Below are 17785 nucleotides of genomic sequence, written 5' to 3'. Positions count from 1 at the left end.
ATCCGCTTCGAAGACCCAGGCGCAACACCGTTCACCTGTAACAGAATACCGACCCACTCCAGGGCTCGTGAGTGCCGCGACCGGATCACCCGGCCGCGACACTGACGAGCCCTGACTGCATTCCCCGGCTTTCGCAACTCGCCGTCGACTTGCGAAGGCCATCCGCGGTACTGAATCGGGGGACCGGGCGCAGCGAGCCTCGGCAGCCACCGAGTGACGGGAGTAGCGCTCGGATCCGCACCGCAGTCCCTCTCAGCCCCTGTCCTTGCTCCAGTAGACGGGAGCGCACGCACGACGGTGACGGCGCTTCCCGAATCGCAACTCGCAGCAACACCGACGGATCCGACCAAGATCACCACCCTCCACCATCGGTGGATCCAGGTTCAACGCCAACGCGGCGGCCGCCATCAGGATGGCCCTGAGGGGTCCTCCCCGAACCCTGGTGACGAAGACATCGGACGCAACTGCCTCTCCGCTCCCGTCCCGGCCTCTGTAGACCGCCGCCGACCACACAACGCGACCACCCCTTCCCTTGAGGTTCCAGGCATTGGCGTCCTACGCGGTCAAGGTGGCCGCCCCGGTGCCTGTCGCGTCGGGGTCAGTTCCCCCAGCCGCCGAAGTAAGCGCGCACGTCAGCGACACTCCACCAGCTGGTCGACGACGCGGTCAACGTCATCCGCACGTACCGAGCGGGTCGGTAGTTCAGGTTGACCGTGGTGAATTGGCCTGTGCCAACACCATTGGCCACCGCGGTGGTCCAATGCCGGCCGTCGATGCTCGTGGTGACGGTGTAGCCGCGGGGGAAGTCACCGGTCGCGGCACCGCTGTCGAAGACCACCTGCCGCGCCACTCGCACTTTGCCGAAGTCCACCTGGAGGTAGCGGCCGGGCTCCTGTGCGGCCCCGGAGCTGTACCGGGTGCTCGCGTCGTCGTCCACGGCTTGCGCGGCTCCGCTGCCGGTGGGATCGGAGACCGCCGACCACCCTGCCGGGTCGAGCGCGACTTCGCCGTTGGTTCGCGGGCCGTTCCAGACGAAGGTCGCCAGTGCACCACCGGGCAGTGTGTAGGTGAACCCCCGGCCGCCTTCACGCACCGCGAACGTCTGCGGGGAGTCGTTCTCGTTGTGCGCGACCAGAACCGTGCTTCCGTCCGGGTTGCGGAACGCCGTGTCCATGACCTGGCCGTTCCATCCGGTGGTCCCGAAAGAAGTACTCGCGATCCGGACCGCTCCCGGTTTGACGAACCGGGCCAGGTGACCAAGCGTGTAGTACTCGGCGTTGCGGACGACTGTCCCATCAGGATTGATGGTCAATACTCCGGTACAGGTGGTGCAACCGCCGACATGCGGCCCGCCTTGGGGATCGAGGGCGATGTTCCAGTTGACCACGCTCTTGGCCCAGTTGCGGGTAGCGCCGAGGACGAGGTTGCGGGTGTGCCACTTGAGCGTGTCGGAGAAGGTGTTCGCCGGATCGGACGACTGGCTGCCCGAGCATTCGGTGAAGTAGATGTCCTTGGCCGGAAACTCGTTGTGCAGCGTGGTCATCGCGCTCGGGTCGCCGGAGTAGCAGTGGTAGGCGATGCCGGAAATGTAGCGCGCCGCGTCGGTGTCGAGCAGTTGCTGGGGGTAGTCGTTGATATCGGCTGTCTCGTCGGGCGGGGTCGCGGCGGCGTCGTTGGGATGCTCGGACCAGTTGTGGTCGTATCCCAGGATTTTCGTGTCGAGGCCCGCGCGGCGCAGCATCGGCCCGAGGTCGGCGATGACCTTCGCCTCCTGCACCGAGGACATATCGGTGCCGGGGTAGCCGGCGGGAGTTCGGTTCTGGGGCTCGTTCTGCACCGTGATGCTGTCGACGCGCACGCCGTTGTCCCGGTAGGCCTGCACGAATTTCACCAGATAGGCGGCATAGGCGCGGTAGATGCGCGGATCGTCGATCAGGCGTCCGCCGACGAGCGAGCCGCCGGTCTTCATCCACGCGGGCGGACTCCACGGGGTGGCAAGGATCTGGAGGCTCGGGTTCAGCTGTCGAGCTTCCCGGAGCAGTGGCAATATCTGGCTCTGGTCGTGCGCGATACTGAACTTCCGCAACTCGTAATCGGTCTGCCCGGTCGGCAGGTCGTCGTAGGTGTACGAGGCCTTTGCCGCGAAATCGGACGCGCCGATGGGCTGGCGCAGGAAGTCCAGGCCGTCACCAGTGCTCGGGTCGAACAACGAACGCATCGTCTCGGCGCGGGTATTCGGCGGCAGGGCGGAAAGGACGGCCGCGGAGGAATCGGTGAGCGACGCGCCGAAACCGGACATCGTCTGGAAGGTGCGGCTCGGATCGACGACGACCGTGGGGGCGGTGCTCGCGTCGCTGGTCAAGGCCACCGTGCCCAGATCCGACAGCTTGTCGGTGCCATCCGGCGTCGTGATCCACACGTGTGCGGTGCCTGCGTACGCCGGAGAGGCCACCGCGGTCGCGCCAGCTCCGGCGAAGGCGGAGGCCACCAGTGCGCCGCAGAGGGCGATCAACGCTGGGGAGTTTCTGCGCATGGGACCGGCCTCCGAGTGAAATGTAACACTTGTGAAACACTCTTGGAACAGGCGTGCTCGGCACACGAAACCACCGGATCGGGGCACTGTCAAGCACTACGTGACAGCTGCGGGACAGGCGATAAGCTGCGGATATGAAACAAGCGGCTGTAACAGATGACTAGTCGGGTGCAGGGACGGGCCAGCGTCCGAGCCATCGCCGCGGTGACCGGGGTCTCCATCGCCACGGTTTCGAGGGTCCTCAACGATCATGCCCACGTCGCCCCGGACACCCGCGAGCTGGTTCGCCAGGCCGCCGAGCGGCTGGGCGCACCCCTCCGCCGGACGACGGCCACCGGCTCGGTCTACCTGCGCTGCCCCTACCGGCTGACCGACTACTTCGGGCTCATCGTCTCGTCCATCGCCGAAACACTGGAACTGCACGGCAGGCAGGTGATCCTCGACGCGGGCGAAAGTGCGCAGCGGAAAGCGGTCCTCCCCACGCTGGCGGCCCGAGGCGGAATCGACGGTGCCATCCTGATCCTGCCACCCGAACCGCGAGATGAGCTCGTGGACCTGCGGGAACGCGGATTTCCTTTTGTGGTGGTGGATCCTCGGACCCCCACGCTGCCCAACATGGCTTCGGTGTCCGCGGCCCACTTCGCCGGCGCGCGCGAAGTGGCGGAGCATCTGGTGGCACTGGGTCATCGGCGGATCGGCGTACTCGGCGGACCGCACAACTGGCTGGCCGGGCGAACCCGCCTGTCCGGGCACATCTCCGCGCTCGCCGATGTCGACATCCTGGTCGCCCCGGAGCTGATCCGGACCGCGGAACCGACGGTGGACTACGGCAAACGCGCCGCGGACGAGCTGCTCGACCTGCCGAAGGCGCCCACCGCACTGGTCGCGTTCAACGACAAGGTCGCTGTCGGCGCGCTGGCCGCGGCCGCCCAGCGCGGCCTGCGCGTGCCGCAGGACCTGTCCGTCACCGGCTTCGACGACGCCGACATCGCGCAGGCCACCAGCCCGATGCTCACCACCGTGCGCCAGCCGCTGCAGGAGATGGGCCGCATGGCCGTCAGCCTGCTCGTCCGCCTTCTCGACGGGCACCAACTGGACGCGCTGCACGTCGAACTCGCCACCGAACTGATCGTGCGCGATTCCACCGGCCCCGCACCGCTTCGCTGAGGCGCCCGGATTTCGGCGGCGGCTCGGCGACAGCACCCGTGTGAGCGAACGGCTGCCGACAGGTCCAGGGCCTCAGCCTCATCAGTCACCACCAGAGCCTCCTTGCGTGGAGGTGGCACCGCGCTCGGCGCGATGCCGCAGGAAGGCGACGACGTGTGCCCGGACTTCCGAAGTCGCCGCGATGACATGGCCACCGCCGTGTTCGAGAACCGTCGGTGCGGCGAACTGCCGGGCCAAAGTGAGGGAATCGGCGATCGGGACAACGGTGTCCGCGCTGCCCATAATGTGCAAGGAAGGCAACTGGTATCCTTCCTTCACCGTGAAGAGCCTCTTGTGTTCGACCGCTTCACTGCGGAACCCGCCGGCCATGATCGCGAAATCGAATACCAGCGGTGTCCGCTCGGACACTTTTCCGTCCGGCGCGCGTAAGCCGGGAAGAACGCCGGTCAGCGCGGCACCCTGGCTGAAACCGAAGACGCCGTCGAACGGCCCCTGCCGATCGAACAGGTCGATCAGCCAGTCTCGCGTTCGCTGCCAGCCACGGTATTCTCCCTGCGAGACTGGGAAGTTTCCGTGCCACCAGCCGAAGTCTCCGGCCGCCAGTGAAGGAGCGTCGACCTCGATGAATTCCACGGTGGACCGCAGATCGCCGAACAGCGGTTGCATCTGCTGACGCAGGATCGCCGCACTTCCGTGATAGCCGTGCAAGCAGAGCATGCGAATTCTGCGTCGAGGAGATTCTTTCCCGGAAAATAGTGATTCGTCGATGATAGACCTCTTGTTCTCAAGAAGATTAAGCGCATTCCCGGATTCAGTAATTCCAGCGCCGAGGAACTGTGCTCAATCATGCCCGCCTGCCGTTCCCGTGTCCAACAGGTAATCCGTCTCGGTCTGATAAGTTCCGTGCATGACGGTTTCGCTACGCCAGCTTGAGTACTTCGTAGCCGTGGCGGACGAGGGATCCTTCACCCGCGCCTCGGAACTCCTGCACGTCAGCCGGCCGGGGCTGTCCATCAGATTCTGGCGTTGGAGCGAGAGCTCGGGGGCCCGCTCCTGGAGCGCCTACCGAGGAAAGTGCGCCTGACGCCGCCGGACGGACGGTGCTGCGCACGCCAGAGCCAGCCTGGCCCACGCCGAACGGGTCAGCAGCGCAGCGAAGCGGGTGTCCGGTCTTGCCACCGGAGAGCTGCACATCGGCACTCTGTACTCGATCAGCGTCGGCGTCGTACCCGCCGCGCTGCTGGCTTGGCGCCGCCACTACGCCGAGGTTCAGGCCCATCTCGTCGAGTTCCGGCACACCGACGACCTGGTGGCCGCAATGGAAGCGGGGCAGGCCGACCTCGCCGTCGGGCCCACGCCGGGAGGCTGGGAGGGCCCGGTGCGTGAGATCGGTGCCGAGGAGTTCGTGATCGCGGCCTCGGCCACTTCCGGCGTGCCCACCGGCCGGAAGAACATCAGCTTGGCCGAGCTCTCGGAATACGACTGGATTCACTTCACCGCTCACAGCGGCCTGTCACATTTCCTCGAACAGGCCTGCTCGGCGGCAGGATTCCAGCCACGCGTGTCGGTACGGACGGAACAAGGCCCCTCCGCACTGTCGCTCGCGCGCGCCGGTCTCGGACTCGCGCTCGTACCGAGCAACATCGTCCCACCGCATTTCGACGGCATCCTGCTTCGCCCCGACCCGCCCATCTACCGGCCGCTGAGTGTCTACACCCGAGTCCGCGCCGACCCGATCACCGCCGCCTTCGTCGACGCCGTCGCCGACGCAACCGCGGTCACGCCGCCCCACATGGTCCAACTTCTCGGCTCGGCGTGACGCCAGTGGCCGAGTGGCCGAGTGGCCAGGATTTCAGACGAGCGGGCTCACCCGCTGGCCACTGCCGACGAGCGCGTGCCCGTAGATCTCTTCGCTGAGTTCGGTGGTGATCGTCGGGTGTCGAGCAGCCGTGTGGATGTCGCGCCAGTACCGCTGAACCGGGTTGGTGGCGGAAAGTGAGCTTGCGCCGCCGACGTTGACCAGCAGATCGGCAGCCGTGCGCAGCGCCTTCGATGCGTACCCCGCGTCCATACGCAACCGGGCCCTGGCCACCTCGTCGAGTTCAGCACCGCCCTCCACGACAGCGTCAGCCCAGTTCGCCGAGCGGAGCACATGCAACCGGGCGGAGTCGATGAGATTGCGAGCGTTGGCAATGTCCGATCGGATACTCGGCGCGTCGGCAAGGCGCTCGTAGCATGAATCACTCAGTGGCTTGTCCCCCGCGACCACCCGCATCGTCGCGTCGAACACCTCTTCCGTCGCACCGAGCATGGTCGCCACGAACGTCAGCGCCAGTGACCCGAGCGAGGTCCGGTAGTTCGCTTCGATCGTCTCGGCCGGCTGAATGACCTTCGCGAAGGACAAGATCCTTTCTTCAGGAATGAATACGTCCGACGCGGTCAGCGTGTTCGTGCCGGTCCCGCGCATGCCCATCATGTTCCAGGTATCCACAATGGACAGATTGGACATGGGCACGAGGGCCACGCCCTGATCGACGACCTCGTTGCGCTCGTCCATGATGGGCATGGTGAGCACGGCCCAAACGGCCTGGTACGCGCCGGAGGCCCAACCCCACCGTCCAGTGACGATCTGGCCACCCGGCACCCGCACCGCCGACGCGGCAATGCTGGTGAGCGACCCGCAGAACGCCTGATCCGGATCATCAGCCCACAGCCCGCGGCGAGTACGCTCGGCGAAACGGGCTGCGATCTGTTGTGCGCCATAGGAGACGGCGACAACCCACGAGCTGGACGGACAGGACTTGGCCAACTCGGCGATAACCTCGACACTGGCGGTGAGCCCGGCCGCACGGCCGCCGAAGGGCCTCGGTACCCCGAGCCGGAAGAGTCCCGCTTCACGCAGCGCCTTCACTGCCTCCTCGGACAACCGATTCGCGCGTTCGGCGTCGGCGGCATGGGCCCGCAGGACGGGGCCGACCGCGACGAGGGAGTCGACGCGACCCGGGCTGTTTTCTTCGTTCACAGTGAATCCGCATCTCTCCGTAGTGGTTCCAGGCCTACTCCTGGATGATGGCCATGCTTTGCAGCCTTATCGCGTCCTGTCCTGGCGGCGCGCCGAACATTCGCCGGTACTCTCGACTGAATTGCGAGGGGTTGTCGTACCCGACCGAGTATCCGATCGCGGCCACGTCATGTGGTGCCGCGATGAGCTCGGCGCGCGCTTTGTGCAGTCTTACCTGTTTCTGATACTGCAGCGGGCTCATCGCTGTCACGGCACGGAAATGCCGGTTGAGAGACGAGACACTGGTGCCGGCATACGAGGCGAGGTCGTCGATCCGGATCACGCGGTCGTACCGGGTCCTGATCCACCCGATGGCTCGGGCGACGAGGGCCAGCCGGCTGTCGGCGATCCCGGCCTGCCTGATCATGGCCGCTTGCGGACCGTTGAGCAGCCACCAGTGAATCTCGCGTCGTACTCCGGCCGCCAGCACCCGGAAGTCACGCGGCTCGTCGAGTAGACGCATCAGCCGGACGATGGCGTCGAGCAGGTTGTCGTCCGCGTCGTCGACCGCTATGCCCGGTCCGTCGTGCGGGCGGATCGTAGTGGGACCGCCGTCTACCAGCAGCTGCGCGATGATCGCGGGTTCGATCGGCAGCCCGAGGCCAAGGAACGGCGTGCTGGGGCTGGCTCGGCTGATCCGCGAGATCAGCGGAAGGTCGACGGTCATCACGGCGATCTGGCCGGGCTGCTGCTCGAAGACATGGTCACCCAGTACCGAGCACTTCGCGCCTTGCGCAACCAGTGTGAGCATCGGTTCGACGACCGTGCCCATCGGCTCGGTCACACGCTCGGCGGCGAACACCACCACGCCCTCGATCCACAGTGGACATGGATTGTCCCCGGCGAGTCGTGCGATCCGGCGCCCGAGTTCAGCCAAGTGACTCATCAGTCGAGTGAATCATGGACCCGGGACCACGTCCAACACCATGATCCAGGCAACATTGAGCGGATCATGCAGTGGTTCGAGCGTTTTGGCCTAGGCGATCTTGACGCCGCGTCGTTCAATGGTGTTCGGGATCGCCTCAGCGGTGTCTCGTCGTCCTGTCAGCGTGGGCCCAGCCGCAAGGCGATCGTGCATTCGTTGGAAGCAGCAACACGAAGGAAACAACTCATGCCCAAGACCATCGTCATCACCGGCGCCAGTGACGGGATCGGCGCCGCCGGCGCCCGCCAGTTGCACAAGGACGGTCACCAAGTCGTCGTCGTGGGGCGCTCCCCCGAGAAGACCCTCGCTGTCGCAAAGGAACTCGGTGCCGACCACTTCCTGGCGGACTTCGCGCGCCTGGACGAAGTCCGTGGCCTCGCTGCGAGGCTGAACGAGACGTACGGGCGCATCGACGTGCTGGTCAACAATGCCGGCGGGATCTTCGGCGATCGCGCCAAGACCGCCGACGGCTTCGAGAAGACGTTCCAGATCAACCACCTTGCGCCGTTCCTGCTCACCAACCTCCTCATCGACAAACTGGTGAGCAGCCACGCCTCGGTGATCCAGACCTCGAGCTCCGGCGCACGGCTGTTCGGCAAGCTCGACCTGGACGACCTCGACCACGACTCCGACTTCACCCCGCAACGGGCGTACGGCACCGCGAAACTCGAGAACATCCTGTTCACCAAGGAACTCCACCGCCGCTTCCACACCCAAGGCCTGTCCGCGGCCGCGTTCCACCCCGGCGCGGTCGCTACCAGCTTCGCCACCGAGTCCGACAGCTTCATGAAGCGCATCTACAACAGCCGCATCGGCCGCAGCTTCATGGTCACCCCCGAAAAGGGCGCCGACCAACTCGTGTGGCTGGCCGAATCGGCTCCGGGCACCGCCTGGGAATCCGGCACCTACTACGAAAAACGCAGGCCCGCACGGCGGAACCACTCGCAAACCCTCGATGCCGACGTGGCCCGCGTGTTGTGGGAACGTTCCGCCCAACTCGTCGGCCAGCAGATCAGCTGACTCCGTCCACCGCACGATTGGGTGCACCCGACCTGTAGGTTGCGCCGGCGACCCCGGACGCTCTCGACCTCACCGAGAGCATGAAGGTGGTGATCGGCCCCCGGAAGCCGCGCAACTCCGGCAGACCGAAACGGCTCTGCCGGAGTTGCGTCGTCCTCAAGACACTTTCGCAAACGGCCTGGTGGAGTTACAGACCGACGGGGGCTTGGATCAGTGCTTTTCAGTGGCGAACTTATCTCTGGCGGTAGTACCCGTCGAACGTGGTCGCGAGTGTCTGGGCTGCGCCGTCAGAGAAGAGCGTCACGAGGCTGTCTGCCGAATCTGTCGCGGAGACCTGTGCCCGGGGGAAGAGCTCGGCCTCATACTCGGCTACGGCTTTCTCGGTGTCGCCAGGGTTGGCGGCGATAGCGAAGGCGAGCTGGTAGCCGTCGTACATGGCGAGGTTCGCGCCTTCCCCTGCGAACGGGGACATCAGGTGCGCGGCGTCGCCCAGGAGAGTCACCCCTGGTGTGCGGTCCCACGTGTGGATGGGAGGCAGGGCGTGGATGCGGCGCGGGGTCAGCGCGGCGTCGGCGTTCGCGACAAGCCCGCGCAGTTCAGGTGCCCAGCCGTCGAGCACGCCGAGTGCCGCGGCCTTGCCGGCCTCGGTGTCGGTGAAGTCGACGGAGTCGATCCAACCTTCCTCGGCGTGGTGGCCGAGGTAGAAGTGCAGGCTGCCGTCTGTCTCGCGGTGTCCGATGATGCCGGCACCACCGCCGAGGGCGAACAGCATCCCAGGGCCCATCACGACAGCTTGGTCGGGATGGCGCTCGTCGGCCTCCTCCAGATCTCCTTCGATGAAGGAGATGCCGGTGTAGGCCGGGAGCGCGTCGGAGACGAGCGCCCGTACCTTCGACCAGGCTCCGTCGGCGCCGACCAACAGGTCGGTGGTGAAACTCTGGCCGTTCGCGAGGGTCACCTCGTGGCGGCCGACGGGCTCTTCGAGCGGGCGGACGGCGATCACCCGGCATCCCCAGTGCACTGCGCCGTCGGGCAGTGCGTCGAGCAGAAGGTCACGCAGATGCCCGCGGTCAATCTCAGGGCGCGTGAAGCCGTCGACTTCCTTGTTTTCGAACAGCACGGTGCCATGGTGGTCAAGTACGCGCTGGCTCTCGCCGCCGACGTGGACGAGCTTGGTGAACTGGTCGAACAGGCCTGCGGCCTGCAGCGCTTTCTGCCCGGTGTCGTCGTGGATGTCGAGCATGCCGCCCTGGGTCCGCACGTTGCGGCCGGCCTCGAGCTCGAAGAGCGGCGCGGTGATGCCGTTGGCGTGCAGGACGGCGGCCATGGTCAGTCCGCCCAGGCCGGCGCCGATGATCGCGATGGGGTGGTGCGGGGTGTTGGTGGTCATGTTGGTCCCTTCGATCTGGTTGGCGGGTGCGTCGGTGGTCGGGAGTCCTGTCATCCCCGCGACTCCCGGTAGGTCCTGGCCAGCGGTGCCCAGCCCTCTACGGCGTCCAGGACCTTGGCAAGCGCCGTGACGTGCCGCCCCTCGCGCGCCACTGTCGCGCCCTCGAAGTCGGTGAGCACCGACAGCTCGACCTGGGGCTGCACGTCGAGCATGCCGAGGACCCCCGATAGGACGCGCAACTGGTCCAGGGCCCGTGCCCCGCCCACGACCCCGTATCCGACGAAGCCGACCGGCTTGTGCGCCCACTCGGCGAACACGTGGTCCAGCGCGTTTTTCAGCACCGCGGGGATTTGGTGGTTGTACTCCGGCGTCACGATCACGAACGCGTCGAATCCGTGGATATGGCTCGCCCACGCCTTCGTGTGGTCATGCGTGTAGCGCCCGGCGGCCGGAGGGATCGGCTCGTTCAGGTGCGGCATCGGGTGATCAGCGAGGTCGATCAGCGCATAGCGCGCGGGGCGTTCGGCGACGGCCTCGAGTACCCACTCGGCGACCGCCGCGCCCTTGCGCCCTTCGCGCGTCGAGCCGAGCAAAACACCGATGTTCATCGAATCCATGGGTTTCTCCATTTGAATGGTCGAGCCCGCTGTTCACGAGCATGTGCACCGCGGCAGGCGCTGGAAGGACGGAGGGTCAAGTGGTGACGGCTGATTGCCCCCCGGCTTCCTTCGCGGTGTTCTGGGCCGAGCCGGGCGCACCGCGCAGCGGGATTTCCTTGATGAATACGGCGGCGAGGAAGGCGACCGCGGCGCACAGGGCTCCGACCAGGAAAATGTTCTGGGTGCCGTGGGCGACCGCCTGCAGGTAGACGTCCTTGGCGTCGGCCGAGAGTCCGGTGACGGCCGAGGCCTCGGGGCCCCGGCCGGCGCGCTGCCTACCCCGGTCCCGGCCACAGCGCGGGCGAACAGCGATCCGAAGATCGCCACTCCCACCGAACCGCCGAGTGTGCGGAACAGGCTGGTGCCTGCCGACGCAGCGCCCATGTCCTTGAGCTGCACGGCGTTTTGGGCGATGGTGTTAGCCATCTGGATAGTGAATCCGACACCCACCCCGACCAGGACCATGAAGGCGCTGGTAACCAGCCGCGAGGTCGTAGTGTCCATAGTGGACAGCAGTTCCATGCCGACAGCGAGCACGGCGGCACCGAGCACCGGGAAGATCTTGTACCTGCCGGTCTTCACCATGACCTTGCCCGCGATCACGGAAGCGACCACGGTGCCGGCCATCATCGGCAACAGCAGGATGCCGGAGTTCGCCGCCGAAGCGCCTTGCACGGTCTGCTGGTAGAGCGGCAGGTACAGCGTGGCGCCAAACATGGCCACGCCGGCAACGACCAGCAGCACCGCGGAAATCGGGAAGTTGCGGTGCCCGGTGAAGATCCGCAACGGCAGCAGCGGCTCGACGGCCCGGCGCTCAGTGGCGACTAAGCCGACCAACAAGAGCACTACGGCCGCAGCGAGGCCGAGGATCTGCCAAGAACCCCAGGCGTAGGTACTTCCAGCCCAGGTCGCGGCCAACACGAGGGCAGTGATAGCCGTGGTCAGCAGCGTAATGCCGAGCCAATCGATCACGACCTTGCCACGGCGGACAACAGGCAGGTGCAGCATCAAGGCACACCAAACGATACACAGCACACCGATGGGGATATTGATGTAGAACGCCCAACGCCAACCCAGGTGGGAAGTGACGAAACCACCCACCAGCGGGCCGCCGATGCTGCCGACGGCCTGGACGATCGCCACCATGCCCTGGTACTTGCCGCGCTCGCGCGGCGGGAGCAGGATGCCGATCAGAGCGAAGGCCCCGGCCATCAGGCCGCCCGCCCCGATGCCCTGCAGAGAGCGGAAACCGATCAACTCACCCATCGAGTTCGCCTGGCCCGAGAGTACCGAGCCGACGATGAACACCACGATCGAGCCAAGGAACAAGTTCTTGCGGTTGTACAAGTCGCCGAGCTTGCCCCAGACCGGGGTCGAGCACGCAGAGGTCAGGGTGTAGGCGGTCACCACCCAGGAAATATGGTTCAGGCCGCCGATCTCGTCGACGATCGTGGGCATCGCGGTGCCGACGATCAGGCCGTCGAGCTGCGAGAGCAGCATGGCCAGCAGGATGCCGAGCATGATCCAGCGGATGTTCTTCGGCACGACGGGTATGGCGTCGCCGCCGGTCGCGGTGGTCGTGGACATGGCGTTACTCCTTCCTGGACGGGACGCCTCCACTCTAACGAACATGTTCGTTACGAGCAAGTTCGCAGCGAATGCGTTCGTGACGGCGGTCATCGAGGTGGCGGGAGGATGAGCTACTGCTGCGGCGCCGCCGTGTGCTCCGACGAGTCGAGCCGGCTCGGCAGCGGCGTGTCGGCGATGCCGCGGATCAGCACCTGAAGCGCCCAGTCGAAGCGGCTCGCTCCTGGGCCCGCGAAGATGAGATCGTGCAGTTGGCTCAGGCGCGGGTATGTCTCGGCCGGCGCGCCGGCGTAGGCCCGCTCACAGCGAGCGATCACATCGCCCGGCTCACGCCACGCGGTGAGCTCAGCGGCCTTCGCAGTGACCTGCAGGACCAGCAGATCGATCCCCCAGGCCGCACGCTCGGCCGGCACGCCCGCCTCGAGCAGGCCGTCCAAGAGGAACTCGTTCAGGCGCAGCGACTTCTCACCCTCGGGCATTGTTCCCGCGGCGATCTGCGCCAGGCCGCGGCGGCGCAGCAGTACGTCGCGCAGAGACCTCAACGCCGCCCCGACCCGCTCACCCGGCGGCAGGTCGGGGCGATACGCAATCTCCCCGTACGCCGCGTCGAGCATCAGGGCCTGCAGGTGGCTCAAGTTTTCGACGTACACATAGAGCGAGGCCGACCCAGTGTCGAGCGCTGTGGCGATCCTGCGCAGGCTCAGGTTCGCCAGACCTCCCGCCACGAGCAGATCGAGCCCGGTCTCGACGATGGCCGCACGACTCAGTGGCGCCTTGGCCGGGCGGTCGCGCCGGCTCACCGGAACGTGCAGTGAACTTTGCCGCATAGCCGGACACTAAGCACTGCTCGTGACGAGCACCATTCGGAAAGTTGTGAGCGTCTACTCCGGCAGCGGCGTGTGCAGCATGCCGTCGAGGAGCGTCCGGACAGCCCACTTCCGGCGCCGCAACGGAGGTCCGGACAGCAATTGCGCACCAAGCGCGGCGATGCGCGGCGTGCTGGTCGACGATGCGTCCGCCAGCGCTGCGGCGAGCAAATTCCACTCGTTCGTGGAGCTGCCTGAATCGTCGCGGCCGGCGTGCTCGGCCGCGTTCGCGGTGGTGTCCTGCAGCAGGAGGTCCACGCCCCAGGCCGCCTGCGCGTCCGGGACCCCGCCTTCGCCGAGCAGGACCAGCAACGCCTCCACGAGATTCAGGTAGTTGGGGCCCGACGGGCGCGCGACGAGCGCTGAGCGGGCCAGACCCGGATTCTCGTAGAGCACGTGCCGGTAGGAGGAGAGAACGGCATCGATCCGCTCACGCCAGTCCCCCGCGGCCGCGACCGGCCCGAGGTCGACCTCGCCCAACATCTCCTCGAGGATGGCCGCGTGAAGCTCGACGGTGTTGGTCACGTAGACGTACAGCGAGGCCGGGCCGGTGTCGAGCTCCGTAGCCAGACGCCGCATCGTGACACGCTCGAGACCTTCGGACCGCATCACCCGCACCGCGGTCGCGACGATCCCCTCACGGGTCAGCGCGGGCTTGGCAGGACGCTCCCGGCGGCTGACCGGCTGATGATGTGCAGGCATACTACGAACGTACCGAATGCGTTCGTAGCGAACAAGTTCACCCGCCTTACCGCCGCGTCACGAGCACCGGTGCAACACGCGCCGGACGGTCTCGAGCGATTCGTCGACGTCCCCGACGATCTCCATCAGTCGACGAACATGTGCTCGACCGAGGTGTGCTCCGCCGTCCCGATGATCGCATCGACCGCAACTCGCCGTCGAGTTGCGAAACGGACATCCTGCACGACACGGCCAACTCCCGATGGCGGGCCTATCGGGCATTTCCCTACGCGGAGAAGGAAAGGGAGTTGATGTTCCACCCGCCGTTGTCCTGGTTGAGCGTGAGGACCTGCCGTCCTGCGGGCAGGGTGACGGCGGCCGTGACCGTGGTCCAGTTCTGCCAACCGCCCGTCGCCGGGATGGCGACGGCGCCACTGAGGTCCGACCCCGATGCGCTCGACAGATGCAGCGCGCCGGTCACCGCGGACGGGGCCGCGACGCGCAGGTTTACGGTGTACCTGCCGGCCGATGCCACGTTCACCGTGTAGCGGAACCACTGTCCGCCGGCGGTCCAGCCCAGGTTGTAGCCGCCACCGGTGTCCGAAGTGGACTCCAGGTCGATGCCGTCGGACCGGTAGCCGTTGGCATTGCCGTTGACCGAACTGGTGTTGTAGGCGATGCCCTGGCCGCCGGTGTCGTAGTTCTCCGCCGGCACGGTGCCCGGCGCGGCGGCCGGTGTGCCGCCGTACGGCGCCTCGCCCGCGGAGTTCTGCCAACTGTTGCCGCTCACCGAGGCGGTGAAACCGCCGGAGCTGTTGGCGTACGGCGTGGCCCCGGAGCGCAGCCCGGTCACGTTGTTGCCGGTGATCGTGGCCGACCCCGTCGGCGCCGGATAGAACGGCGGCGAGATGGCGATCCCGTTGCGCCACGGGGAAGTGATCGTGTTGTTCTGCAACTGCGTGTTGGTGGACTGGGAGAAGCCGACGGCGTCGTACACCGAATCGCTGACCGTGTTGCCCGAGACGGTGACCCCGTCGACGGAGCCGACCTCGTGGCCGTCGCCGCCGTTGCCGACGTGCAGTGCGGGCTGGCCCTGGTTGTAGGCGTTGCCGCCCGAACGGACGACCACGTTGCCGGACACTGTCGTGGACGACAGGTCGTTGCCGTTGACGCCGAACCGGCCCGCGCCGAGGCCGATGTACCGGGCGGTGTCGCTGATGTAGTTGTCCTGCACGTGGTGGCCGCTGCCGCCGTAGATCCCGATACCCTTGCCGCCCCACGGTGCGATGCTGGTGTTGCCGGTGAGCGTGACGTTCGACATCGCGGTGTAGTACGTCGTCGAGCTGCCATTAGTGTTGTAGGCCACGGAGTTGATCGCCACCGCGTCATCGCCGGTGCCGCGCACAAAGTTGTTCTTCGCCGTCAGGTTGTTGCCGGTGGTCGCGTTCAGCGAGACGTTGTTGAGGTTGATGCCGTCGGCCCAGATCGTGGTCAGGCGGCTGTTCTCCACGGTGCCGCCCGTGCCGGAGGCCCAGAAGCCGGACAGGGTGTGTTGGGTCCAGATGCCGTTGGCGACCCAGTTCGTGCCCGAGGCGTCCATGGCCCCGCCGGCTCCGTCCACCGAGTCCCGGCTGGTGGCGTTGGAGTCGAGGTGCAGGTTCTGCACGGTGCACGAGGTCACCGAGAAGATCGCGCCCAGCGGTGTGTTGTTGGGCAGCGGCACGGCACGGTAGATGGTGCTGTACCACTCGCCGGCGCCGGCGATGGTGATGCCCTGGGCCTGCAGGCCCGCCGTGCCCTTCAGAGAGAACGTACCCTGCGGGATCCAGAGGGTCTTGCCCTGCGACTGCGCCTGGTTGATGCAGTTCTGGATGGCGCCGGTGCTGTCGACCGCCTGGCTGTCCCCTCCGCCGTTGGTCGGGTTGTTGTCGGCCACGGCGCCGCAGCTGGTGATGGAGATCGAGTTGTCCGGCTGGGCGAGCGGCGCCGGCGGGTTCTCCACGTCGACCACGTCGACGTCGTACGAAGCGGCGGTGTTGGCGGAGTTCTTCACCAGCGAGAAGGTGCTGCCGGGCGCGATCGGCGCGCCGGTGACGAAGGTGTGCGTCTCGTCGAAGAACACGCGAGGATCGTTGTCGGCTGGGTTCTGGTCGTTGCCGTTGTAGTTGTTGCCTTCGTACAGCCAGGTCTGTTTCGAGTTCACGCTGAGCGCCTGCCGGAAGGCGCCGTTGACGTACAGGTCCAGCGTCGCGGTGTTGCCGCCACCCGACGACGTGTCCGGAATGCTGACGCGCACGTTGACGAAGCTGATCGGCTGGCCGGTGTTGTTGGCCCACTGGATCGACTGCCCGTTGCCGGCGAGATGGGCGTAGGCGTGTCCGGAGGCCTCCAGTGTGGGGCTGGAGTACTGGTTTGTCGGCGCGGAGGTCAGCGAGACGACGGTGGCGCCGCCGTTCAACGTGGCGGCCTCGGCTTCGTAGCTGCTGAACGACGTCGTAGCGCCGGCTGCCGCCGCTACCGCCGCGGTTGCGGGCGAGCCTGGGGCGAAGGCGACGATTCCGGCCGGTACGAGGACGAACGCAGCCAGGAGTGCGAGGCCGGCTCGTCGGTGGGGAGACAACAAGCGTGGGGTCATTGCCAGTCCTCGACAGTGAGGTGGTCCGGACCAAAGTCCGAGGTGGGGACCGCCCACGGTACAAGAACGCTACGGCTTCGCACAATATCTTGACGCTGCTCAGAAAATTTCTGACAGCTTTCCGGAAAATCATCGCAGCCCGCGTGGCCAGCGGAGATAAAGATCCAATGAATGTAGAGATGGATCATCGTCGCACGATGTCGAGCCGTTAGACCTGGACACGACCGGCGTCGTCGCGCTATAACACCTCCGATGTCATACGCAACGTAACGCGACGATGCGTTCAGGGAGGACCCGGGTCCGCTCGACGCCCTCCGCGCCGTGTGCTCGCCACCACCGACACCGCCACCGAAGCCTCTGCCTCCGGCCTCACCGCCAGGCAAGGTCCAAATCAGACTCGACGCTGGGAGCGCTTCCAGCTCGGTTCATCAGCCTGCGAACACGCGCCGACAACACCATCCTCACCGCCGACAGCGCCGGCGCCGCACCGTTGATCACCAACCAGGAGGAAGCACCATGCACTCCATTCCCACCCGCCGATGGCGCAGAGCACTGGCCGCGGTCTCCATCACGGTCCTGACCACGGCCTTGGCATGGACGGATGTCGGCACCGCGGCGGCGGCGGTGACGACCCCCGGCACGATCGTCGGCCAGCAGAGTGGTCGGTGTGTCGATGTCGCGTCCGGGGGGACCGCGAACGGCGCCGTGGTGCAGCTCTATGACTGCAACGGCACGGGCGCGCAGCAATGGCAGGCGGGTTCGAACGGAGCCATCACCAACCCGCAATCCGGCAGATGTCTCGACGTGAACGGCGCTTCGACCGCGAACGGCGCCCGGGTGCAGCTCTATGACTGCAACGGCACCGGTGCGCAGCAGTGGCAAGTGGGTTCCAACGGAACCATCACCAACCCGCAATCCGGCAAGTGCCTGGACGCCACGGGAAGTCCCAACAGCTCCGCCCTCCAGATATGGGCCTGTGGCGGCTCGGCGAACCAGCAGTGGACCGTGAACGGCACCAGCGGTGGTGGCGGTGGCACGGACATCTGGAGTCAGCTGAAGGCGGGTTGGAACCTGGGTAACTCCTTCGACGCGACCCCGTGCGAGACCTGCTGGGGCAACCCGGCCACCACCAAAGCGATGATCGACCAGATCGCCACCAAGTTCAACTTCCTGCGCATCCCGGTGACCTGGTACCCGCACCTGACCACCGGGGCGCCGAGCTACACCATCGACCCGGCCTTCCTCGCCCGCCTCAAGCAGG

Annotated in this window: 15 protein-coding genes; 5 read left to right on the top strand and 10 right to left on the bottom strand. The window is 66.5% G+C overall.

Going from position 1 to position 17785, the window contains the following annotated elements; translation table 11 throughout:
- Window positions 1-598: 598 nt before the first annotated feature.
- On the bottom strand, window positions 599-2533 hold the full coding sequence (locus JWQ81_RS15805; RefSeq protein ID WP_297542112.1) for a glycoside hydrolase family 30 beta sandwich domain-containing protein: 1935 nt from the start codon (window positions 2531-2533) through the stop codon (window positions 599-601).
- A 156-nt stretch (window positions 2534-2689) separates the two neighbouring features.
- Between JWQ81_RS15805 and JWQ81_RS15800 the strand changes: the two genes are divergently transcribed.
- Window positions 2690-3700 carry a LacI family DNA-binding transcriptional regulator gene (locus JWQ81_RS15800; protein ID WP_297542110.1) on the top strand — a complete coding sequence of 337 codons (1011 nt, stop codon included), beginning with the start codon at window positions 2690-2692 and terminating at the stop codon, window positions 3698-3700.
- An 81-nt stretch (window positions 3701-3781) separates the two neighbouring features.
- Here JWQ81_RS15800 and JWQ81_RS15795 read toward each other — a convergent pair whose 3' ends face one another.
- Window positions 3782-4417: a hypothetical protein gene (locus tag JWQ81_RS15795; RefSeq protein WP_297542108.1), complete on the bottom strand. Its 636-nt coding sequence runs from the start codon at window positions 4415-4417 to the stop codon at window positions 3782-3784.
- Window positions 4418-4607: 190 nt separating this feature from the next.
- On the opposite strand from JWQ81_RS15795, the gene JWQ81_RS44950 reads away from it, so the two are divergent.
- Both JWQ81_RS44950 and JWQ81_RS15790 read left to right on the top strand, forming a co-directional pair.
- Window positions 4608-4784, top strand: a complete 177-nt coding sequence (locus tag JWQ81_RS44950) for a LysR family transcriptional regulator (RefSeq protein WP_366942296.1) — start codon at window positions 4608-4610, stop codon at window positions 4782-4784.
- 78 nt (window positions 4785-4862) lie between these two features.
- Complete coding sequence (locus tag JWQ81_RS15790) at window positions 4863-5519, top strand: LysR family transcriptional regulator substrate-binding protein (protein WP_366942295.1); 657 nt, start codon at window positions 4863-4865, stop codon at window positions 5517-5519.
- A gap of 33 nt (window positions 5520-5552) precedes the next feature.
- Here JWQ81_RS15790 and JWQ81_RS15785 read toward each other — a convergent pair whose 3' ends face one another.
- Complete coding sequence (locus tag JWQ81_RS15785; protein WP_297542106.1) at window positions 5553-6722, bottom strand: acyl-CoA dehydrogenase family protein; 1170 nt, start codon at window positions 6720-6722, stop codon at window positions 5553-5555.
- A 34-nt stretch (window positions 6723-6756) separates the two neighbouring features.
- On the bottom strand, window positions 6757-7647 hold the full coding sequence (locus JWQ81_RS15780) for an AraC family transcriptional regulator (RefSeq protein WP_297542104.1): 891 nt from the start codon (window positions 7645-7647) through the stop codon (window positions 6757-6759).
- Window positions 7648-7872: 225 nt separating this feature from the next.
- Here JWQ81_RS15780 and JWQ81_RS15775 point away from each other — a divergent pair, with 225 nt between their 5' ends.
- On the top strand, window positions 7873-8706 hold the full coding sequence (locus JWQ81_RS15775; protein ID WP_297542102.1) for an SDR family NAD(P)-dependent oxidoreductase: 834 nt from the start codon (window positions 7873-7875) through the stop codon (window positions 8704-8706).
- Window positions 8707-8938: 232 nt separating this feature from the next.
- On the opposite strand, the gene JWQ81_RS15770 is transcribed toward JWQ81_RS15775, so the two are convergent.
- From JWQ81_RS15770 to JWQ81_RS15745, 6 genes are all read right to left on the bottom strand, one after another.
- Window positions 8939-10096 (bottom strand): NAD(P)/FAD-dependent oxidoreductase, encoded by a 1158-nt coding sequence (locus tag JWQ81_RS15770; protein WP_297542114.1) that lies wholly within the window; start codon window positions 10094-10096, stop codon window positions 8939-8941.
- 50 nt (window positions 10097-10146) lie between these two features.
- The gene (locus JWQ81_RS15765; RefSeq protein WP_297542100.1) at window positions 10147-10713 is read right to left on the bottom strand and encodes an NAD(P)H-dependent oxidoreductase; all 567 of its coding nucleotides are present in this window, start codon (window positions 10711-10713) and stop codon (window positions 10147-10149) included.
- A gap of 33 nt (window positions 10714-10746) precedes the next feature.
- Complete coding sequence (locus JWQ81_RS15760) at window positions 10747-12342, bottom strand: MDR family MFS transporter (protein ID WP_297542098.1); 1596 nt, start codon at window positions 12340-12342, stop codon at window positions 10747-10749.
- A 113-nt stretch (window positions 12343-12455) separates the two neighbouring features.
- Complete coding sequence (locus tag JWQ81_RS15755) at window positions 12456-13169, bottom strand: TetR/AcrR family transcriptional regulator C-terminal domain-containing protein (protein ID WP_297542096.1); 714 nt, start codon at window positions 13167-13169, stop codon at window positions 12456-12458.
- 54 nt (window positions 13170-13223) lie between these two features.
- Window positions 13224-13910, bottom strand: a complete 687-nt coding sequence (locus JWQ81_RS15750; RefSeq protein WP_297542094.1) for a TetR/AcrR family transcriptional regulator — start codon at window positions 13908-13910, stop codon at window positions 13224-13226.
- A 265-nt stretch (window positions 13911-14175) separates the two neighbouring features.
- A complete protein-coding gene (locus JWQ81_RS15745; RefSeq protein WP_297542092.1) occupies window positions 14176-16524 on the bottom strand; it encodes a carbohydrate-binding protein in 2349 nt (782 codons plus the stop codon).
- A gap of 516 nt (window positions 16525-17040) precedes the next feature.
- On the opposite strand from JWQ81_RS15745, the gene JWQ81_RS15740 reads away from it, so the two are divergent.
- Window positions 17041-17785 (top strand): RICIN domain-containing protein (locus JWQ81_RS15740; protein WP_297542089.1); only part of this gene is annotated, 745 nt, incomplete at its 3' end.

This window comes from Amycolatopsis sp., assembly GCF_025464955.1.
In the GTDB taxonomy this organism is placed as follows: domain Bacteria; phylum Actinomycetota; class Actinomycetes; order Mycobacteriales; family Pseudonocardiaceae; genus Amycolatopsis.
Note: the sequence above shows the minus strand (reverse complement) of the source record. Positions and strands in the feature narration are given on the sequence as shown.